Below are 18,512 nucleotides of genomic sequence, written 5' to 3'. Positions count from 1 at the left end.
AGTCTCCCTACTGGTTTACCGATTCAGCACAGTCGTAGACAATCAACGGTTCAGCCCGCTTCAGGACCACCTCTTCGTTGATGATGACCTCCTTGATGTGTTTCTGCGACGGCACGTCATACATCACATCCAGCATGGTTTCTTCCAGAATCGAACGCAAGCCACGAGCACCCGTCTTGCGCTTGGCCGTTTCGCGAGCGATGGCCACCAGTGCCGTATCCGTGAACTTGAGCGCAACGTCCTCCAGATCGAACAGTTTCTGATACTGTTTGATCAGGGCGTTCTTCGGTTCCTTGAGAATCTGAACCAGCGCCTCCTCGCTCAATTCTTCCAACGTTGCCACCACCGGCAGCCGACCGATGAATTCCGGAATCAGGCCATATTTGAGCAAATCGCCCGGCTCCACCCGGGACAGCAATTGTCCGGTCGGCTGGCGAACCTTCTCCTCGGTTACCGCGGCGGCAAAACCGATATGGCGCCGTCCGATACGGCGGGAAATCACCTCTTCCAGGCCGGAGAAAGCCCCGCCGCAGATAAACAGGATATTGGTGGTATCGACCTTGATGAATTCCTGCTGCGGATGTTTGCGGCCTCCTTTAGGCGGCACGCTGGCGGTGGTGCCTTCGATAATCTTCAACAACGCCTGCTGCACACCTTCGCCCGACACATCGCGGGTAATCGAAGGCGATTCGCTCTTGCGGGCGATCTTGTCGATCTCATCAATATAGATGATGCCACGCTGGGCCTTGTCGATGTCATAATCGGCCGCCTGCACCAAAGACAGGATGATGTTCTCGACATCTTCACCCACATAGCCGGCCTCCGTAAGGTTGGTGGCATCGGCCATGGCAAAAGGCACGTTAAGCACGCGCGCCAGGGTCTGGGCCAACAGCGTTTTGCCGCTGCCCGTCGGCCCCAACAACAGAATGTTGCTTTTCTGGATTTCCACCTCATCGCCACGCCGGGTCGCCCCCACGCAGCGTATCCGTTTGTAGTGATTGTAAACGGCCACAGCCAGCACCTTTTTGGCCCGGTCCTGACCAACCACATAATCATCCAGGGTTTCGCGGATCTGTGCCGGCGTCGGCAGGACATCACTCTGGTCGGCGGCCTGCTGGCCGAGTTCCTCGTCTATGATTTCCTGGCACAACTCGATACATTCATCACAGATGTAGACCGAGGGGCCGGCAATCAGCTTTTTCACCTCTTCCTGCGTTTTACCACAGAAGGAACAGGTGAGCGTGCCAGAGCGTTTGTCATGTCGTTCCATGAAGTCGTTCCTTTGCAAAAAAAGGTGTCACCGCCTGCCGCAGCGATGGCACGACGCCACGCCTCAGTCGGCCGGAGTCCGTCCCGGCGACTGCACGATGCGGTCGACAATACCGTAGTCACAGGCTTCCTGGGCACCCATGAAGTAGTCGCGTTCGGTATCGGCGGCAATCTTGTCCAGAGACTGACCACTGTGGCCGGCCAGAATCCGATTGAGGCTTTCGCGCAGGCGCAGAATCTCCTGCGCGTGGATATGAATATCCGAAGCCTGGCCCTGGAACCCTCCCAAGGGCTGATGAATCATGATACGGGCATGCGGCAGGGCGTAGCGCTTGCCTGCCGCACCCGCCGCCAACAGCAAAGCGCCCATGCTGGCAGCCTGGCCGACACAAATGGTCGACACCGGTGCCTTGATGTACTGCATGGTGTCGTAGATGGCCATCCCGGCCGACACGACACCGCCGGGAGAGTTGATGTACAGGTGGATATCCTTGTCACTGTCCTCCGATTCGAGAAACAGCAGCTGGGCGACCACCAGGTTGGCGATATGGTCATCGATTCCGCCACCAAGAAACACTATACGATCCTTCAGCAGGCGCGAATAGATATCGTAGGAGCGCTCCCCGCGTCCGGTCTGTTCGACGACTATCGGCACATACGCCATCGGTTTACTCCTGTTCAGCGGCGCCAGCCGTTCCCTTGAGCACCTCGGCTGCCACCTCTTCGATGCTGGCCTGATCGAGCAAAAAGCGCATCACCTTTTCCTCTTCGATCTGCGCCAACAGGCCCTTGCGGGCCTCTTCACCCGCATAGTATTTCTTTACCTCTTCCAGCGGGGCCTGAGCCATCTCGGCGATTTCGACCAGACGCTGATCAACTTCGGCCTCATCGACAGCAATGCTCTCCTGCCGGCCAACCGCTTCCAGCAGCAGGCTACCCTGCACTTGGCGGGTAGCGGTATTACGGTACATGGCACGGAACGACTGGGCATTCATCCCCATCATTTCCATATTCAGACCCTGAGCCTTGAGGCGCCGTGACAGATTCTCGTGCATGAAATCGAGCTGACGCTCGATCATGGTATCAGGCACCTCAATGGGATTGCGTTCAATCAGTGCCGCCATCAGGCGCTCCTTGAGATCCTCCTCGATACGCTTCTGCTCCTGCTGCTGCAGGTTGTCGGTCAGCTTCTGGCGCAACTGCTCGGCTGACTCAGCGCCAAATTCACCCGCCAGCTCATCGTCCAGCTGCGGCAGAACCTTGACCTTGATTTCTTTCAGCGCCACCTTGAAGGTGGCATCCTTGCCGGCCAGCTCCTTGTTGCCATATTCCTGCGGGAAGGTTACGGCTATCTCCTTTTCCTCGCCGCGCTTCATGCCGACGAGTTGGTCTTCGAAACCGTCGATGAAGCTGCCGGAACCCAGTTCGAGAACGTGATCCGTGGCGGCACCATGCTCAAAAGCGACCCCGTCGACAAAACCTTCGAAGTCGATGGTAACAAAGTCGCCCTGCTGGGCTTCGTCGCGTACCACCACCTCCTGCTGGGCACGGCTTTCAAGCATCTGCTCGATACGCGTTTCCACCAGTTGTCCGTCGAAAACAAAAGCCTCCTTCTGCAGACTCAGTCCCTTATAGTCCCGTGCTTCCACCTCGGGCTTGACCTCGACGTGGGCTTCGTAGGTAAAGGGCTGATCCTTATGCAGTTCACCGCTCTGCTCGATGGTCGGATGAGCGATGGCAGCGATATCGTGGTCGACCAGCGCCTGGTAGTAGGTCTCCTGGATCAGGCGGTTAACAACGTCCTGCTCCATGTCGCCGGCAAAATACTTTTCCACCACCGACATTGGCACCTTGCCCTTGCGAAACCCTTTAATCTTGGCATTTTTGGCAATTTTCTTATAGGTCGCGGCGATTTCACTGCTGACACGTTCAGCGCTGATCTCGACATTGATTTTTTTCTTCACCGGGCTTATGGCTTCGACCTGAACGTTCATGCATGAATCCCTTTCCGTAGGACTAAAAAGAAGACTAAAAATAACTTGTTAAAGAGGCTTGGCGCGTTGGCAGCACCAACCGTATCACGAGGCATGGCAAGCTGGACCGCAGGCGTAGCCTGCGGTCCAGCCTACTGATCGCTGGTGCGAGAGGGGGGACTCGAACCCCCACGGTTACCCGCTGGATCCTAAATCCAGTGCGTCTGCCAATTCCGCCACTCTCGCCGACACTGCAGAGGCATCTACGACTGACGCCACCAAGGCGCGGCATCAATCGCTGATAACAAAAAAGACCCGATCCTGGCTGCACCCGTCGGGAGTCCGACAAGAACATCGACGATCGAGTCTGGTAATTAAATTGGGGTGAGTGAAGGGACTTGAACCCTCGACAACTGGAGTCACAATCCAGCGCTCTACCAACTGAGCTACACCCACCACACAAAACGAGCGGCAATCGTATGCACCTTGCCTCTATTTGTCAACTGCGAAAATCGATCGGGGCCGGCCATCGTGGCGCGCCAGGAAGGACTCGAACCCTCGACCCTGTGATTAGAAGTCACATGCTCTATCCAGCTGAGCTACTGGCGCCTGACGATGGTCGGGGCGAGAGGATTTGAACCTCCGACCCCCTGCTCCCAAGGCAGGTGCGCTACCAGGCTGCGCTACACCCCGACATTCAAGACGCTGTTCTTTAGCACCGGCTCCAGCAAAATGCAACCAGTTTTTTCCCGCCACGGCCGCCCGGGCTTCAGGGTTCCGTCGTCTCGCAGCGGATTGCGATGGTCGTGCCCTGCCCCGAATCCTGCTCTTCCGGCAAGGCCGCGAGCAACTCAGCCTTAAGCGCCAAAAACTCCTCACGACTGATCAGCTGCTGCTGATACATCTCCAGCAGGCGATCGAGCTGACGCAATCTGGCGCTGCGAGGATCTTCCAGTTGCAATGGCACGGGCCCACCACCGGCTCCGGCCACGGGCGCACCGACCCGCATACTGGCAAGTCCGCCAAGCAGCGAAATCTCCACAGCGCGCCCGGTCGGAACCGCCGCCAGGGCACCGGCAAGCGACCGGGCGCCGCGCCGGTAGCGACGATAGAACCACCAAGCGGACAGTAACAACAGAACCGTCAGGCCACCAACAATCCAGGGCAGATAGAGCACCAGACCACGGAAAAATACAATAAACAGCCCCAGTACCACCAACAGCAGCACATGCAGCAACAGAATAAAATAGCCGGCAAAGATATTTTTAACGATTCCGCCATTATCCGAAGAGGCTGTCATGAATCCCGTTCCATCGGGCCATCAGAGGCCACGCTTTTTAGCAGCAATCACATAAAAGTGGCATTATAGCAGCAAAGGCCAGCAGGGCCAACGCCTTCTGAAAAAAGGCGGCAACATCAGACCATGGCCGTCTTGACTGCCACAACGTATTTCAGGTAACGACCCTCCGGAAAACTGACACTGTGCGGAAAATCACCGGACTGGCCGCCACAGTGAATAACCCGCAAACCGGCAACCGCGTCAAGCGCGGCCCGCCGCAGCAGTTTGAGGTAGTCGGCCAGGTCGGTTTTCTGGTGGTTGGATGAAGCAATCAACAGCCCACCCGGCTCCAGCAGGTCAAGGACCTGCCTCACGAGACTGACCGTGCCGGCGGCGGTGGTGAAACGGCTTTTAGCGGTGCTGGAGAAACTGGGCGGATCCATCAGTACCAGATCGAAACGCTCCGCCTGCTGGCCAAGTTGCGGCAGAATCTCAAAACAGTCCGCGCAAATGAAGGCATGTCGTTTGGGATTGAGGCGATTATGCCCGAAATTCTGCCGGGCCTGCTGCAAGGCGGCGGCCGACAGATCAACGCTGGTAACCTGACGCGCCCCTGCCGCAGCGGCGGCAACCGAAAATGCCCCGGTATAGGCAAACAGATTCAGCACCCGCCGGCCAGCAACCCGTCGCATCAGATCCCGGCGATTGTCGCGCTGGTCCATGAACAGGCCACTGTGCAGACCGGCCATCAGATCCACCTGGAAATACAGACCATTTTCCTGCACCAGCAAGGGAGCCGGCGGCGCCTGGCCGTGCACCAGCCGGCAGAGGTCCTGCTGTTCCTCGCGACTGAGCCCCCGGGTCTGGCGCGGACGAAACTTTTCGTGCAGCGAGACCGGCGCCAGCAACCGCACGATCGCCTCCTGCAGCGCCCGGCGATGCAGCTGCCAGCAATGGCCGTACATTTGCAGCAGCAGATGGCCAGCATAGCAATCAAGCGTCAAACCGCTGAGACCGTCACCTTCGCCATTGACCAGCCGATAGGCATCCGTCTGCTCCAGATCCACATGGTCACGCCGCAATTGCACGGCCTGCGTCAGGCGCCGGACAAACCAGTCGACACTGAGCAATTCTGCGGCAGCACTGGCGGGCGCGGCAATCACCCGGGCCACCACCGGCCCATCGGCGTCGCGCAGGGCCCAGGCCAACGGCCGGCCCTGCTGATCCTGCAGCAACAGCAAGGCGCCACAGGCGGTTTGCGGCCAGGCATCGGTATAACGATCACGCAACACCAGCGGGTGACCGAGCTCCAGCATCTGGCCGGTTTGAGGCCCGACAACACAGGGGCACCAGGCAGGATTCGAACAGGTCATGGGCAACCAGCACCCTCCCTTCCTCGTCAAAACCGGCCAAAGACCGGGCAAAAGCCTGCCAGCACAGGCAAACTGTGGTATAACCGGGAAATCCTGAATTACCCGTCAACTGGAGTGAAACCGATGACGACGGCCCGCAGCCGTGCCGAGCAACATATCGAAAAGCTGTTGCAGCAGGTCGAACCCGGCAGTACCCGCCACCACCTGCTCAGCCGAGCCCGCTCCTTCAAGGCATCTTGGATCGAACTGGGTGAACTGCTGTGCCAGGTCCGCCACGAACAACTGTACCGCCAATGGGGCTATACCGACTTCGCCAGCTACTGCCGCGAAGAGATCCGCATCCGCCAGCAAACCGCCGACAAGCTTACCCAGGCCTACCATTATCTCGAACGGGAAGCCCCCCAGGCGCTGACCGATGACCTGGGCTACTGTCCGCCCGACTTCCGCAGTCTGCACCTGTTGCAGCAGATTGAAGCCGAGGGGCAGCTGCCCGCGGTGGACTTCGAGCCCTTGCGTCAGTCCGTTCTGACCGGCCAGCTGAGCCACCCCGGCCTGAGTCGCCAGCTGCGGGAGCTAAACCGGCGGCAGGAGAACTTAGCCCGCCAGCAGGATCTTAAAGCAGCCCTGCAGGCAGCCCGGCGATTGCAGAACAGCCTGCAGCGGCTGGGCAACTGCTCGCAGCTCAGCAGTCATCTCCCCCTCATCGACAGCCTCGTCGCCGAACTGCAGCAACTGCAAACACCAGACACCCTGTCCACATGTGATTCCGGCGGGGGTGCGCCACCCTGGGAATAATCCCGCCCCGCGCCTTCCGCTTGTGCAGGAGCACAAACCATGACCAAAACCCAGGCCATCAATGGCTTTCTGCACTGTTTCTTCGGCGCGCCTGATCCGGAGCGCTTCGCCTTCATTGACCGCAGCAGCCGCCTGCTCAGCGCCAGCCGGCGCCAGCTACTGTTCAGCGAAGGGGAAACCGGCAGCACCTTTTTCTTCCTTGCACGCGGTCGCGTCAAGCTGTTTCGTTCCACGGCCGACGGCAAGGAAGCCGTCATCCGCTTCATCGAGCCCGGCGAATATTTCGCCGAAATCCTGCTGCAGCTCAAGCGCCGCTATCCGGTCAGCGCCGTCACCCTGGAGGAAAGCACATTGCTGGCCATTGATGCCGAGCAAATCCTAAGCCACCTGCAACAGCACCCGGACGCGGCTCTGCAGTTTATCGGCACCCTGTCGCAACGTATCAAGTACCTGCTCGGCATGATTGAGCAGCTCACCCTCAGTGACATCCGCCAGCGTTTCATCAACTACCTGCTGGTACTCGACCAGCGCCAGAGCGGCGGCGCAATCCGGCTGCCGGCGCCCAAGGGCGAGATCGCCCTGCTGCTGGGCACCACGCCGGAGACCTTTTCACGGCTGTTGGGACGTCTCGGCCAAGAAGGCCTGATCGCCGTGGAGGGACGTTCCATCCGCCTGCTGGCCGATTTTCCCCGCGAACAGAACAGGGAATCCACGTCATGTGCCACTTAAGCGCCATCGGCTATCGACTGACGGTCTGGCTGGCTCTGCTGGTCCTTCTGCTGGCACCGGTTTTGGCTGCGGCACAAACCCAGCTGTACCGCTTCCGCGATGCCGAGGGACGGCTGATCGTCACGGACGACCCCGGCCGACTGCCTCCAAGCATACGGAACGACCCCCGTCTGCAGCCTGATCCGGCAGCCTTTTCCGGCCTGTCCATTGTCGGCTCCACCCCGGCAACAGCCCAACCGGCGGATGAGCAGCCCGTTCAGACCACCGGCGCAGCGCAACCCTCCGCCGTCACCGCCGTGCGCGTTGTCGGCAACAAGGTCATCGTGCCGGTTCAGGCCCGTCACGGCCGCCGTAGCCAGAAACTGCAATTGCTGCTGGATACCGGCGCCTCCACCAGCCTGCTATACGCCACCGCCGCCGAGCAGCTGCGGCTCAAAGGCAAACAGCGCGTACGCGGCTATCAGGCCAGCGGCGCCCTACTGGAAGCACGGCTGGCCCAGCTTGATCAGCTGCAGGTTGGCCCCCATCAACTGCGCCAGCTCCCTGTCGCCATCGTGGTCCAACCCGACGAACGCTTGCCATTCGACGGTCTGCTCGGCATGGACGTGCTGCGCCAGTTGCGCTATCAGATCGATTTCGAACAGCAGCAGATTCGCTGGCACCCCTGAAAAGACCTGCGATAAAACACACGAAAGCGCCTGTCCCAAGTTGTGGGCACAGGCGCCAAAATCTTTCCGCTAACCGCCTTTCGGGCTGTCGCGCGGCGAACCTCCCTGCGCCACCCGCCAGCCCCCTCGGTGCCAGCCAATCGTCCCCTTTCACCGGCCCTGTAACGTCCTTAGCGAACAAATAGACGGTAGCTGCTGCCTTCCTTCTGGCGCCGGATCGCCCCCTCCCGATCAAGTTGCAACAGAGCCGCCTGCAGATTCTTGCGGTTTTCGCGTGGAAATTGGCGATACAGCTCCGTCTGGCGCAGGCCCGGCTTCTGACTGATCCGCTGAACCAGACGCCAGGCCAGCGTTTGCTGGACCGATGGCGACTCGACAGCAGCACGCTCGGGCGGGGCTGGAACCGGCGGCAGCTCTGTCGGCTCTGTCGGCTCTGTCGGCTCTGTCGGCTCTGTCGGCTCTGTCGGCTCTGTCGGCTCTGTCGGCTCTGTCGGCTCTGTCGGCTCGCCCGCGACCGCCGCAACAGACTCAGCGGTGGGTTCGGCAGTTGCCCGGCAAGCCGGTTGCGCGACCGGTTCGATGACGGTCTCGACCGGCGCCGCCGCATACAGCCGGCGCGCCCGCCTCAGGGGCTGACGGAAAAAAAAGGCCCCCAGACCCGCTAGGACCAGAACAATAAACAGAATCTCCCCCATCGCTACACCTCCGTACCCATCAGACCCGCTGCGGCTACGCCGCAACATCAGCCTGCTCACCCGGCCCAGCGGGCCAAAGAAATACAGTATACAGTTTTCAGATAAAAACAACTTGAAGATTCAAATAGTTTTACGCAAATAAAACGGCGAGGTCAAGAAAAACTGCCCCGCCGTTATTCGCTTCCACTCTCGGCTTGAGCCAGGTTGCATCGCGTCACCCCAACCCCAGCCGCAGCGAGTAGCCCGTCAAGCCGTAAGGTCTCTCTCATTCGACACAGCCTGCTCTTCCTGGGCGAACCAGGTATCAAACCAGGTACGATGATCCTTTTCGGCCAGAATCTTCAGATCCCGCGGCCCCAGCCAGATGCCCCCGCAGCCGGGACAGCGATCCAGCGGCACACCACGGAACTCGGCCGCCTCGATGGCCTCGCCACACTTGGGACAGCGATTATGACACAACTGGCGAATCTGCTCTTCCTGCAGGGCCTGTTTCAGCTCCGCCAGCTGCTTTTGTTCAAGATCACGAAAATACTTGTTTTCGAAAGCTTTTTCCCGCTCGTTCCAGATATCCTTCATGCTCCACCTCCTCTGCTTGATCTAGCGATCCGCCAGTTTTGGGGTTACGAATCCGGGCACTGCGTCTATCGCTTTCAAGTATAGCGAACAGAACCTGCTTTTCAATTTGATGCCGTCACAGGCAGCAGGCGATAGGCTCCGGCACCACAGGCCGCGTTTTTGCCCAGGTTGAGCAAACTGCCAACAGCAACAACCTCAATCACCTCCCGCAGCTGAGGCCCATCAAGTTTCAGCTGGCCAAGAAGCCCGCCGAGAGGCTGTGGGTCGGCAGCAGCCGGCGCCAGTAACCGCCAGTCATGCCAACGCAGACAGCCCGTCTGTGTCACCTGACCAGCCAGCTGACACAGACGGGCCGCGTCACCGGTAAAAGGCAGGCCACAATGGGCGGCCAGCAGAGCACTGACCCGTCGCAAAACAAAGGGGAAAAACTGACTGAAATCGGCCCGGAACAGGGGGCGGCCACGGCTCAGCAAACGTGCCGGTGTCTCCAGGCGCAGCAACAACGGCGCATCAAGCGATTGCAGGGCCAGCCACCAGGCGAGATCACACTGGGGCGCCGGCGGCAACACGGCAGAAGAAGCGCCCAATTGCCACAGCGGCACGAAGTGGCCGCTGGCATCGGCCGCATCGAGGCAAACCGGCTCGAAACGCCCCCGGGCCAGACTCAGCCCCTGCTGTCCCAACTGCTGCCACAAGGCCAGCCAGTCGGCCAGCCGTAGAGCCGCCTGGCCCCACAGCAGCACCTCGCTGTCAAAGATGGCGCCGGCAGCGCCGCTCAGGGGTGGCGTGGCCCGCGGTTGCAGCACAAAGGGCGCGCCGGCCCTGTAAGCCCGTCGCTGTTCCGCCGGATTCAGCGCGGCCGGTGCTTCAAACAGCGCCGCAAAGCGTTCAGCGGTCGCCGCCGGCGCGCCAAACCGTTGCTGACCAGCCTGGCGCAACCGCCGCCGCAACCGCATCAGAACCGCCGGATCGATTCGGGCCGGTTCCAGCAGACGACAGCGCAGGCGCAAGCGGACAAAGCAGGCCTGCCGCCAGTCGTACAGCTCCCGGATCACCATCGCGTCACACGCACCTTGGATTGCATTCGCCCCGCGCCTCTGCTAGGCTTGGGCCATTTCAGCCGCCGCACCACCACTTGGCTTCCCCCCGGCGACAACCAACGTGGCCGTTACGGCCTCTGCCCTTGAATGAAAGACGCCCCACATCCCATGTTTTCCTTTGAACTGCTCCACCAGGACCGTCACAGCCGCGCCCGTCGTGGCCGTCTGCAGACACCCCACGGGGTCATCGAAACCCCCATCTTCATGCCGGTAGGCACTCACGGCGCCCTCAAGGCCCTAACCCCCGACCAGGTCGAAGCCTGCGGTGCCCAGATCATCCTGTCCAACACCTATCACCTGCATCTGAAACCGGGCGAGGGGCTGGTGGAAAAGGCCGGCGGCCTGCACCGCTTCATGCACTGGAACAAGCCGATCCTGACCGACAGCGGCGGCTTTCAGGTATTTTCCCTGCCGAAAAAGCGCATCACCGCCGATGGCGTATTCTTCCGTCACGAGGTCAGCGGCGAGGAAATCTTTCTGGGGCCACAGCAGGCCATGGAAATTCAGAACGCCTTGGGTGCCGACATCATCATGGCCTTCGACGAATGCATCCCCTACCCGTCGGACATCGGTTACGCCCGCCAGTCGATTCAGAAAACCCTGCGCTGGGCGGAATGCTGCCTCAAGGCCCACCGCCGCAGCGACCAGGCCCTGTTCGGCATTGTCCAGGGCAGCGTGTATCCCGAACTGCGGCGCGAATGCGCCGAGCAACTACGCCAGCTGGATTTCCCTGGTTACGCCATCGGCGGCGTCAGCGTCGGCGAAGGCCTCGAACTGCTCAAAAAAGTGGTTGATGACACCGAACCCCATCTGCCAGCAGATAAACCGCGCTACCTGATGGGTGTCGGCCTGCCGGAAGACATCCTCGAAAGCATCGAGCGCGGCATGGACATGTTCGACTGCGTCATCCCGACCCGCTACGCCCGCAGCGCCACCCTGTTCACCTCACGCGGCAAACTGCGACTGACCCACCGGCGCTACCGGCGTGATTTCTTCCCCGTTGACGCCTCCTGTGGCTGTTATTGCTGCCGCAACTTCAGCCGCGCCTATCTGCACCATCTCTACAACGCCAACGAGATTCTTTCAGCCACCCTGGCGGCGATCCATAACGTGCATTTTTATCTGGATCTGGTGCGGCAGGCGCGCGAGGCCATTGAGCAAAACCGTTTTAGCGCCTTCAAAGCCAGCTTTCTGCAGCAATACGGCGCGGCGGGCAACAGCGACGACTGACACATCAGCAGGACCGTCCCTCATGGCAAGCAGCGACAGCCCTATCGGCCCGGCCCGGGCCACCGAACTCAAGCAGGCCCTGACCGGCAATGCCGAACAACTCAGGCACATCGTCCGGCAGGCCGACCTGGAGGTGGTGCGCGCCGCGCTGAAAAACGTCCACTGCTGTGAAGAACACCTGCTGCTGATTGCCCAGCGGCCCGACCTGGATGGTCTATTCTGCAAAACCCTGTGCAAACACAGTCTGGTCCGGCGCAAACCGGTGGCTCTGGCCCTGGTGCGCCACCCACAACTACCGCCACTGCAGCTCAAAACCGTGCTGCAGTGGCTGCAGCTGTTCGATCTGGTGCGCCTGTGCCAGCAGCCCGGCCTGCACCAGGACGTCCGTGTGGCGGCGGAACGGGCCATCATTGAGCGGTTGCCGGGCTGCCCGCTGGGCAACCGCATCAGCCTGGCCCGCCGGACCGGCAGTGCCGTGTTACAGGCACTGATTCAGGGAGGGCAGCCCCAGGTCGTGGAAGCCTGCCTCGACAATCCCCACCTCAAGGAAGCCGCTCTCTACCTCCTGCTCAACGGCCCCAACGCCAGCCCCCAGGTCATTCGCCTGATCGCCAGCCATCCACGCTGGCAGCGCCGCCCCCACCTCCAGCGCGCCATCGCGCGCAACAGCCAAACGCCAGCCGACCTGTTCCGTCAGCTGCTGAGCTCTCTGCCGGCGGAAGAGATCCGCAACCTGCTGCTGAGCCAACGGCTGGGAGCACGGCAGAAAAGCTGGCTGCGCTCCTTTCTGGGACAAAACTGACACCTCGCCAGGGACAAAACGGACGGATCAATCGATGGCGACCACAAAGGTCGAAGAGAAGCCGGCGTCCAGGAGTGCCTGCTGGCCCTGTAGCGCCTGTTCGAGCGAGTCGTGGTGGCCACAGCGCACCCGATAGAACAGCTGGCCGGCAACATCGGCCTGACAAATCAGCGTGCGGCCAAACTGCGGCTGCAGCCGCTGCTGCAGCCGCTCGGCATTGGCCCGCTGGGTGAAGGCGCCCACCTGCACCGTGAACGGTCCGCCGGCGACATTTTCCGGCAACGCATAGAAATGCCGGCCATCGGGCGTAACCCGCTCGTAACCCAGAGCGGTTACCCTTACCGGCGCAGTGCCCGGTCCGACAACCCCCAGCTGACTGGCAGCGGTATAGGACAGATCAATGATGCGACCGGCGACAAAGGGGCCACGATCATTGACACGAACAATGGCGCTGCGGCCATTGGCCTGATTCTCCACCCGCACATGAATGCCCAGTGGCAGCAGCTTGTGGGCCGCCGTCATGGCGTACATGTCGTAGATCTCCCCGTTACTGGTCTTGCGACCGTGGAAATCCTTGCCATACCAGCTGGCCAGGCCCTCCTCGCGGAATCCCTGATGATCAAGCAGCGGCCGGTACCACTGGCCGTTAACCTGATAGGGCTTCTGCCAGCCCTTGAGCGGCGCCCCCGTCGGGTCTGCCGCAGCGGGGGCGCCCGCCGGCGGGCGCGGCGGCGGCGCGCTGCTGCAGCCGGCCAGCAACGCAAGCAGAACCAGGGCAGCCAGCCCGCGGCGCATTCAGGCCTCGCTCCCCGCTTCTTCCAGCACCGTCATGGCACGGAACTTCTGGTAGCGCTGTTCCACCAGTTGGTCGGCATCGAGTTGCTGCAGTTCCGCCAGATGTCTGAGCAGTGCTGCCTTGACCGCAGCGCAGGCCGCGGGGATGTCGTTGTGGGCGCCACCAGCGGGTTCCTGGATCACCTCGTCAATAACACAGCCGAGTTCGGCGATATCGGCCGCCGTCAGCCGGAGAGCCTCGGCCGCCTGGGGCCCCTTGCTGCCATCGCTCCACAGAATGGCGGCACAGCCCTCGGGCGAGATGACCGAATAGACGGAATACTCCATCATCAGCACCCGGTTGCCGACCGCAACAGCCAGCGCACCGCCACTGCCACCCTCGCCGGTGATGGTGACGATCACCGGCACCGTCAGAGCAGCCATCTCACGCAGGTTACGGGCAATGGCCTCGGCCTGACCGCGTTCCTCGGCGCCAATGCCCGGATAGGCACCGGGGGTATCAACGAAGGTAAAAATCGGCAGACCAAACTGCTCGGCCATCTGCATGATCCGCAGGGCCTTGCGGTAACCTTCGGGGTTGGGCATGCCAAAATTGCGCGCCACCTTTTCCTTGGTATCGCGCCCCTTCTGGTGGCCGATAACGGCACAGGGCTGGCCGTCAATCCGGGCAAAGCCGCACACCAGGGCAGCGTCATCGGCAAAATTGCGATCGCCATGCAGCTCGAACCAGTCGGTGAAAACATGGCGGATGAAGTCGAGGGTAAAGGGCCGGTTGGGGTGGCGGGCCAGCTGGGTGCGCTGCCAGCGGCTGAGCTTGGAGAAAATTTCCTCGCGCAGTTTCTGCGCCTTTTTTTCCAGCTTCTGCAACTCGCTGGTGAAATCGACATCCTCGGTAGAGTATTCACGCAGTTCGTGAATCTTTTTTTCCAGTTCCGCCAGAGGCTTTTCAAAATCAAGGTAGGTCTGCATGGGCGCTCTCCCGTATCCTGCTGCGCCAGCAGCGGTCAGAGACCCGCGCAGGCTGCGACAGCAGCAAAATAAAACGAATTTTTACTGGCTTAAAATCGGACCATGCTACCCGAATCACTCGAAGGTGACAACCGGATAGCCAAACAATTTTTCCACCGCCTGCGACAGTTCGTCACTGGCCACCACGCTCAGTTCCGGCGCGATCTGGATGCGGGTTTCACTGCGATTGGGCACCACCATCTGCAACTCCACCGGGCAATCCCCGCTGTAACGCATCAGGGTATGCTTGAGGCTCTGCAGCTGATCCTCGGTCAGACCTGGCGTGGACAGGCGGATACGCACCCGGCTGGTCTGGCGCTGCTTGACCTCGTGCAAGGGCAGAATCTGACTGGCCAGCACCTTACAGCTTTCCTCGCCGGCATCAAGGGTACCAAACACCATCAACGGCTCCTCGGCAGCCAGCAGATCAACGGCCGCCTGAAAAGCCTCGGGAAAGACCACCACCTCGGTCGAACCGGTCAAGTCCTCCAGGGTGATAAAAGCCATACGCTCACCCTTCTTGGTCACCAGCTCCTTGCTGGCGGCCACCATGCCGCACAGCCGCACCTCGGCCTTATCGCTCAGCTCGGTCAAGCCACTGCTGTCGCAGGTGGCCAGCCGCTTGATGTCTTCGGCAAAACGGGCCAGGGGATGGCCGGTGATGTAGAAACCGAGGGCCTGCTTTTCATGTTGCAGCCGTTCCTTTTCCGGCCAGGCCTCCACCTCGGGCAGTTGGGCATAGGCCCCCTTCGGACCGGAGAGCATCTCGTCGAGACCAAAGAGGGATTCCTGGCCCATCTGCCGCTCCCGCTGCAGCCGCTGACCGATCTCCATCGCCTCTTCCAGCGCCGCCAGGTACTGGGCGCGATGACCGCCCAGGTTGTCGAAGGCGCCACAGCAGATCAACGCCTCAATCACCTTTTTGTTGACCTTGGTCAGATCGGCCCGCTCACAGAAGTCATAGAGATCCTTAAACGGCTGTGCCTGCCGCGCCTGCAGAATGGCGTCAATGGCGGCACTGCCCACGCCCTTGACCGCGCCCAGACCAAAGCGGATGGCTTCGTCATGCACGGTGAAGGAACGCACCGACGCATTGATGTCGGGCGGCAGAATCTGCAGCCCCATCGAACGCACCTCGGCGATGTTCTTGATCACCTTGTCGGTATTTTCCATATCCTCGGTCAGCAGCGCCGCCATGAACTCAACTGGATAGTGGGCCTTGAGATAGGCGGTCTGATAGGCTATCAGGGCATAGGCCGCCGAATGCGACTTGTTGAAGCCGTAAGCGGCAAATTTGGCCATCAGATCGAACACCGCCTCGGCCTTCTTTTCATCCAGCTTGTTGTCGCGTGCCCCGGCCAGGAACAGCTCCTTCTGCTTGTCCATCTCCTCGGCTTTTTTCTTGCCCATGGCCCGGCGCAGCAGATCGGCGCCGCCAAGGGAATAATTGGCCAGCACCTGAGCGATGAGCATGACCTGTTCCTGATAGACGATGACGCCATAGGTGTCGCGCAGGATCGGTTCCAACTGAGGAAAATCGTAGACGATCTTCTTCTTGCCATGCTTGCGCAGGATGAAATCGTCCACCATGCCTGACCCCAACGGGCCGGGCCGGTAGAGGGCACAGGCGGCAATGATATCCTCGAAGCAACTGGGCTTGAGTTTGACCAGCAGCTCCTTCATGCCGGAGGATTCCAGCTGGAACACGCCGGTGGTATCGCCCCGACTGAGCAGCTGATAGGTTGCAGCATCGTCATCGGCCAGCTGTTCCAGATCAAACTGGGGAGCCTTGTGGGCACGGATCAGCCGCAGGGCGTTGGCGATAACGGTGAGGGTTTTCAGGCCGAGAAAGTCGAACTTGACCAGGCCGATCTTTTCGACATAACTCATGGCGTACTGGGTTACCTGCCCGCCCGACTTCGGATCGGTGTACAGCGGCAGATAGTCCGTCAAGGGTTTGGGTGTCACCACCACGCCGGCGGCATGGGTCGAGGCATGGCGGGTCAGCCCCTCCAGCCGCAGGGCAATTTGCAACAGCTCCTTGATGCGGATATCGTTCTTGGCCAGCTCCTGAATACGCGGTTCCTGCTTGAGGGCATCGGTCAGGCTGATATTGAGCACCGCCGGCACCAGCTTGGAGATTTTATCGACCTCGTTGTAGGGCAGATTGAGGGCGCGGCCGACATCCTTGATCACGCCCTTGGCACCCAGGGTTCCGAAGGTGATGATCTGAGCGACGTTTTCTGCGCCATACTTGTTCTGCACATAGCGGATGACTTCCTCACGGCCGTAAATGCAGAAATCGACGTCGATATCCGGCATCGAGATCCGCTCCGGATTGAGAAAACGCTCGAACAGCAGGTCGTAGGGAATCGGGTCGATGTCGGTGATGCGCACGGCGTAAGCCACCAGGCTGCCGGCGGCGCTGCCACGCCCCGGCCCCACCGGAATGCCATGATCCTTGGCCCAGTTGATAAAGTCGGCAACGATGAGAAAGTAACCGGGGAAGCCCATCTGGATAATGGTATCAAGTTCGCGTTCAAGCCGTTGACGGTACAGTGCCTCCTGTTCGGCGCTGAACTCGGGCCGCCGTTGACGGATCACCCTGAGCCGCTCCTCCAAACCGGCCTGGGCCTGTTCACGCAGCACCTCGTCGAGGGTCTGCTCGGCCGGCTTTTCGTACTGCGGAAAGTGATAGGTCTTGAAATCGAAGGTCAGGTTGCAGCGCTGGGCAATGGCCAGGGTGTTGCTCAGGGCCTCGGGCACATGACCGAACAGCGCCGCCATCTCCTGCGGGCTGCGCACGTAAAAGCCATCATTGGCGAAGCGCATGCGCTTGCCGTCATCCATGGTCTTGCCGGTCTGGATGCACAGCAGCACCTCGTGGGCATAGGCGTCTTCGCGGGTCAGATAGTGGCAGTCGTTGGTCGCCACCAGTGGCAGGCCCAACTCGCGGCCCAGCTCAATCAGACCGGCGTTGGCCTTGGCCTGTTCGGGGATGTTGTTTTCCTGCAACTCCAGATAGAAGCGCTCATCATCGAACAGCGTGGCGATTTCCTGCGCCCGCTGGCGCGCCTCGTCAGGCCGATCCAGCAGCAGCAGGGTCGGAATTTCGCCCCCCAGGCAGGCACTCAGGGCAATCAGGCCCTGATGGTGCTGGCGCAGCAGCTCCCAGTCGATACGCGGCCGATAGTAAAAGCCTTCACGGTAGGCAGCACTGACCAGCTGACAGAGATTGCGATAACCGGTCTGATTCTGGCACAGCAGCACCAGATGATAGGACGCCTCGGAGGAACCACGGGCGTTCTTTTTATCAAAGCGGCTGCTCGGCGCCACATAGACCTCGCAGCCAATGATAGGCTTGACACCAGCGGCAGTGGCCTTGAGATAAAACTCAACAGCACCGAACATGTTGCCATGATCGGTGACCGCCACCGCCGGCATGCGGTGGGCCTTGACGTGATCGATCAGATCGGGAATGCGGATGGCACCATCCAGCAGGCTGTACTGGCTGTGCAGATGCAGATGAACAAAGGGGGCGTGTTCCATGGCTCACAGGTTTCCAGGCGATCAGGTTCGAGGCAACAAACAGCGGGAGATGACAAACCGTGGGGGGATTCAGCAGGGTTGCAGCGGGTCGCAGTGGCAGGCAGCCAGCAACCGCGTCAAGGCAATGAGCGGCAGACCGATCAGGCTGCTGTAGTCCTCCCCGGCCAGCCGTTCCATCAGGGCAATGCCCAGCCCCTCGATCCGGAAGGAGCCGGCGCAGTCGAAGGGCCGCTCACGCTGCAGATAGGCATCAATCTGGCCACTGGTCAGCGGGCGCAGTTGCACCTCAAAGCGCACCACCTCGCTGAGCAGGGCGCCACTGGCACTGTCAAGCAGGGCCAGACCAGTAAAAAAACAGCTGCGTTTACCGGCCATGACCTGCAGCTGGCGACGCGCTGCGGCCAAATCGCCGGGCTTGCCGAGAACCTGGCCGCGCGGATCAACCAGCACCTGATCGGCACCGATGATCAGGGCATCGCCAAAACGCGGCGCCAGGCTGCGGGCCTTGCCGGCGGCCAGATGCTTGACCAGCAGTTCCGGCGCGATCTGCTGGTCAAGCACTTCCTCGAAATCAGGCGCCACGGCTGTAAATGGCAGCCCCAACTGACGCAGCAACTGGCGCCGGTAGGGGCTGGTGGAGGCCAGAATCAGCTGTCGGCTCATGGGGCAAC

17 protein-coding genes and 4 tRNA genes are annotated in these 18,512 nt (G+C 60.8%); 5 read left to right on the top strand and 16 right to left on the bottom strand.

Annotated features, from left to right (window positions below; all coding sequences use genetic code 11):
- Nucleotides 1-7: 7 nt before the first annotated feature.
- The 9 genes from clpX to BLR80_RS03440 form a co-directional block, all read right to left on the bottom strand.
- Nucleotides 8-1,270 carry an ATP-dependent Clp protease ATP-binding subunit ClpX gene (gene clpX, locus BLR80_RS03480; RefSeq protein ID WP_092076305.1) on the bottom strand — a complete coding sequence of 421 codons (1,263 nt, stop codon included), beginning with the start codon at nt 1,268-1,270 and terminating at the stop codon, nt 8-10.
- Nucleotides 1,271-1,333: 63 nt separating this feature from the next.
- Nucleotides 1,334-1,933: an ATP-dependent Clp endopeptidase proteolytic subunit ClpP gene (clpP, locus tag BLR80_RS03475; protein WP_092076303.1), complete on the bottom strand. Its 600-nt coding sequence runs from the start codon at nt 1,931-1,933 to the stop codon at nt 1,334-1,336.
- A 4-nt stretch (nt 1,934-1,937) separates the two neighbouring features.
- The gene (tig, locus tag BLR80_RS03470) at nt 1,938-3,263 is read right to left on the bottom strand and encodes a trigger factor (protein ID WP_092076301.1); all 1,326 of its coding nucleotides are present in this window, start codon (nt 3,261-3,263) and stop codon (nt 1,938-1,940) included.
- 142 nt (nt 3,264-3,405) lie between these two features.
- Nucleotides 3,406-3,488: transfer RNA gene (locus tag BLR80_RS03465), tRNA-Leu, on the bottom strand.
- Nucleotides 3,489-3,622: 134 nt separating this feature from the next.
- A tRNA-His gene (locus BLR80_RS03460) sits at nt 3,623-3,698 on the bottom strand.
- 76 nt (nt 3,699-3,774) lie between these two features.
- Nucleotides 3,775-3,851: transfer RNA gene (locus BLR80_RS03455), tRNA-Arg, on the bottom strand.
- Nucleotides 3,852-3,858: 7 nt separating this feature from the next.
- Nucleotides 3,859-3,935, bottom strand: a tRNA-Pro gene (locus BLR80_RS03450).
- A 76-nt stretch (nt 3,936-4,011) separates the two neighbouring features.
- Complete coding sequence (locus BLR80_RS03445) at nt 4,012-4,542, bottom strand: hypothetical protein (RefSeq protein WP_092076299.1); 531 nt, start codon at nt 4,540-4,542, stop codon at nt 4,012-4,014.
- A gap of 116 nt (nt 4,543-4,658) precedes the next feature.
- Complete coding sequence (locus BLR80_RS03440) at nt 4,659-5,894, bottom strand: class I SAM-dependent rRNA methyltransferase (protein WP_092076297.1); 1,236 nt, start codon at nt 5,892-5,894, stop codon at nt 4,659-4,661.
- Nucleotides 5,895-6,017: 123 nt separating this feature from the next.
- Between BLR80_RS03440 and BLR80_RS03435 the strand changes: the two genes are divergently transcribed.
- From BLR80_RS03435 to BLR80_RS03425, 3 genes are read left to right on the top strand one after another with little or no spacing between them, the layout of a single operon-like run.
- Nucleotides 6,018-6,689, top strand: coding sequence for a hypothetical protein (locus BLR80_RS03435; RefSeq protein ID WP_092076295.1), 672 nt, complete (start codon nt 6,018-6,020; stop codon nt 6,687-6,689).
- Between the two features lie 39 nt (nt 6,690-6,728).
- Nucleotides 6,729-7,418: a Crp/Fnr family transcriptional regulator gene (locus BLR80_RS03430; protein WP_092076293.1), complete on the top strand. Its 690-nt coding sequence runs from the start codon at nt 6,729-6,731 to the stop codon at nt 7,416-7,418.
- Entirely contained in the window at nt 7,406-8,086 is a 681-nt protein-coding gene (locus tag BLR80_RS03425; protein WP_092076291.1) for a retropepsin-like aspartic protease family protein, read from the top strand. The genes BLR80_RS03430 and BLR80_RS03425 overlap by 13 nt, the downstream gene beginning before the upstream one ends.
- A 170-nt stretch (nt 8,087-8,256) precedes the next feature.
- Here the strand turns inward: BLR80_RS03425 and BLR80_RS13070 are convergent, their stop codons facing one another.
- The 3 genes from BLR80_RS13070 to cas6 all read right to left on the bottom strand — a co-directional run bounded on the left by BLR80_RS13070 (nt 8,257) and on the right by cas6 (nt 10,415).
- The gene (locus tag BLR80_RS13070; protein WP_092076289.1) at nt 8,257-8,781 is read right to left on the bottom strand and encodes a hypothetical protein; all 525 of its coding nucleotides are present in this window, start codon (nt 8,779-8,781) and stop codon (nt 8,257-8,259) included.
- A gap of 246 nt (nt 8,782-9,027) precedes the next feature.
- Nucleotides 9,028-9,357, bottom strand: a complete 330-nt coding sequence (locus BLR80_RS03415) for a zf-TFIIB domain-containing protein (protein WP_092076287.1) — start codon at nt 9,355-9,357, stop codon at nt 9,028-9,030.
- Between the two features lie 101 nt (nt 9,358-9,458).
- The gene (gene cas6, locus BLR80_RS03410; RefSeq protein ID WP_092076285.1) at nt 9,459-10,415 is read right to left on the bottom strand and encodes a CRISPR system precrRNA processing endoribonuclease RAMP protein Cas6; all 957 of its coding nucleotides are present in this window, start codon (nt 10,413-10,415) and stop codon (nt 9,459-9,461) included.
- A gap of 150 nt (nt 10,416-10,565) precedes the next feature.
- On the opposite strand from cas6, the gene tgt reads away from it, so the two are divergent.
- Nucleotides 10,566-11,687: a tRNA guanosine(34) transglycosylase Tgt gene (tgt, locus tag BLR80_RS03405; protein WP_092076283.1), complete on the top strand. Its 1,122-nt coding sequence runs from the start codon at nt 10,566-10,568 to the stop codon at nt 11,685-11,687.
- Between the two features lie 22 nt (nt 11,688-11,709).
- Complete coding sequence (locus tag BLR80_RS03400) at nt 11,710-12,489, top strand: hypothetical protein (protein WP_092076281.1); 780 nt, start codon at nt 11,710-11,712, stop codon at nt 12,487-12,489.
- 27 nt (nt 12,490-12,516) lie between these two features.
- Here the strand turns inward: BLR80_RS03400 and BLR80_RS13295 are convergent, their stop codons facing one another.
- From BLR80_RS13295 to BLR80_RS03380, 4 genes are all read right to left on the bottom strand, one after another.
- Nucleotides 12,517-13,284, bottom strand: a complete 768-nt coding sequence (locus BLR80_RS13295; RefSeq protein WP_092076279.1) for a septal ring lytic transglycosylase RlpA family protein — start codon at nt 13,282-13,284, stop codon at nt 12,517-12,519.
- The gene (locus BLR80_RS03390) at nt 13,285-14,253 is read right to left on the bottom strand and encodes an acetyl-CoA carboxylase carboxyltransferase subunit alpha (RefSeq protein WP_092076277.1); all 969 of its coding nucleotides are present in this window, start codon (nt 14,251-14,253) and stop codon (nt 13,285-13,287) included.
- 114 nt (nt 14,254-14,367) lie between these two features.
- Nucleotides 14,368-17,841, bottom strand: coding sequence for a DNA polymerase III subunit alpha (dnaE, locus tag BLR80_RS03385; protein ID WP_092076275.1), 3,474 nt, complete (start codon nt 17,839-17,841; stop codon nt 14,368-14,370).
- 69 nt (nt 17,842-17,910) lie between these two features.
- A complete protein-coding gene (locus BLR80_RS03380) occupies nt 17,911-18,504 on the bottom strand; it encodes a Maf family protein (RefSeq protein ID WP_092076273.1) in 594 nt (197 codons plus the stop codon).
- Between the last annotated feature and the right edge of the window lie 8 nt (nt 18,505-18,512).

It is taken from the genome of Desulfuromonas thiophila (genome assembly GCF_900101955.1).
Taxonomy (GTDB): domain Bacteria; phylum Desulfobacterota; class Desulfuromonadia; order Desulfuromonadales; family Desulfuromonadaceae; genus Pseudodesulfuromonas; species Pseudodesulfuromonas thiophila.
The sequence above is the reverse complement of the archived record's forward strand: the minus strand, read 5'-3'. Positions and strand labels throughout refer to the sequence as shown.

Bases quoted from the DNA above. Each gene is read 5' to 3' on its own strand.
- tig (WP_092076301.1), bottom strand. From the start codon at position 3,263: ATGAACGTTCAGGTCGAAGCCATAAGCCCGGTGAAGAAAAAAATCAAT.
- clpP (WP_092076303.1), bottom strand. From the start codon at position 1,933: ATGGCGTATGTGCCGATAGTCGTCGAACAGACCGGACGCGGGGAGCGC.
- BLR80_RS13295 (WP_092076279.1), bottom strand. From the start codon at position 13,284: ATGCGCCGCGGGCTGGCTGCCCTGGTTCTGCTTGCGTTGCTGGCCGGC.
- dnaE (WP_092076275.1), bottom strand. From the start codon at position 17,841: ATGGAACACGCCCCCTTTGTTCATCTGCATCTGCACAGCCAGTACAGC.
- BLR80_RS03390 (WP_092076277.1), bottom strand. From the start codon at position 14,253: ATGCAGACCTACCTTGATTTTGAAAAGCCTCTGGCGGAACTGGAAAAA.
- clpX (WP_092076305.1), bottom strand. From the start codon at position 1,270: ATGGAACGACATGACAAACGCTCTGGCACGCTCACCTGTTCCTTCTGT.
- tgt (WP_092076283.1), top strand. From the start codon at position 10,566: ATGTTTTCCTTTGAACTGCTCCACCAGGACCGTCACAGCCGCGCCCGT.
- BLR80_RS13070 (WP_092076289.1), bottom strand. From the start codon at position 8,781: ATGGGGGAGATTCTGTTTATTGTTCTGGTCCTAGCGGGTCTGGGGGCC.
- BLR80_RS03415 (WP_092076287.1), bottom strand. From the start codon at position 9,357: ATGAAGGATATCTGGAACGAGCGGGAAAAAGCTTTCGAAAACAAGTAT.
- BLR80_RS03430 (WP_092076293.1), top strand. From the start codon at position 6,729: ATGACCAAAACCCAGGCCATCAATGGCTTTCTGCACTGTTTCTTCGGC.
- cas6 (WP_092076285.1), bottom strand. From the start codon at position 10,415: ATGGTGATCCGGGAGCTGTACGACTGGCGGCAGGCCTGCTTTGTCCGC.
- BLR80_RS03380 (WP_092076273.1), bottom strand. From the start codon at position 18,504: ATGAGCCGACAGCTGATTCTGGCCTCCACCAGCCCCTACCGGCGCCAG.
- BLR80_RS03440 (WP_092076297.1), bottom strand. From the start codon at position 5,894: ATGACCTGTTCGAATCCTGCCTGGTGCCCCTGTGTTGTCGGGCCTCAA.
- BLR80_RS03400 (WP_092076281.1), top strand. From the start codon at position 11,710: ATGGCAAGCAGCGACAGCCCTATCGGCCCGGCCCGGGCCACCGAACTC.
- BLR80_RS03435 (WP_092076295.1), top strand. From the start codon at position 6,018: ATGACGACGGCCCGCAGCCGTGCCGAGCAACATATCGAAAAGCTGTTG.
- BLR80_RS03425 (WP_092076291.1), top strand. From the start codon at position 7,406: ATGTGCCACTTAAGCGCCATCGGCTATCGACTGACGGTCTGGCTGGCT.
- BLR80_RS03445 (WP_092076299.1), bottom strand. From the start codon at position 4,542: ATGACAGCCTCTTCGGATAATGGCGGAATCGTTAAAAATATCTTTGCC.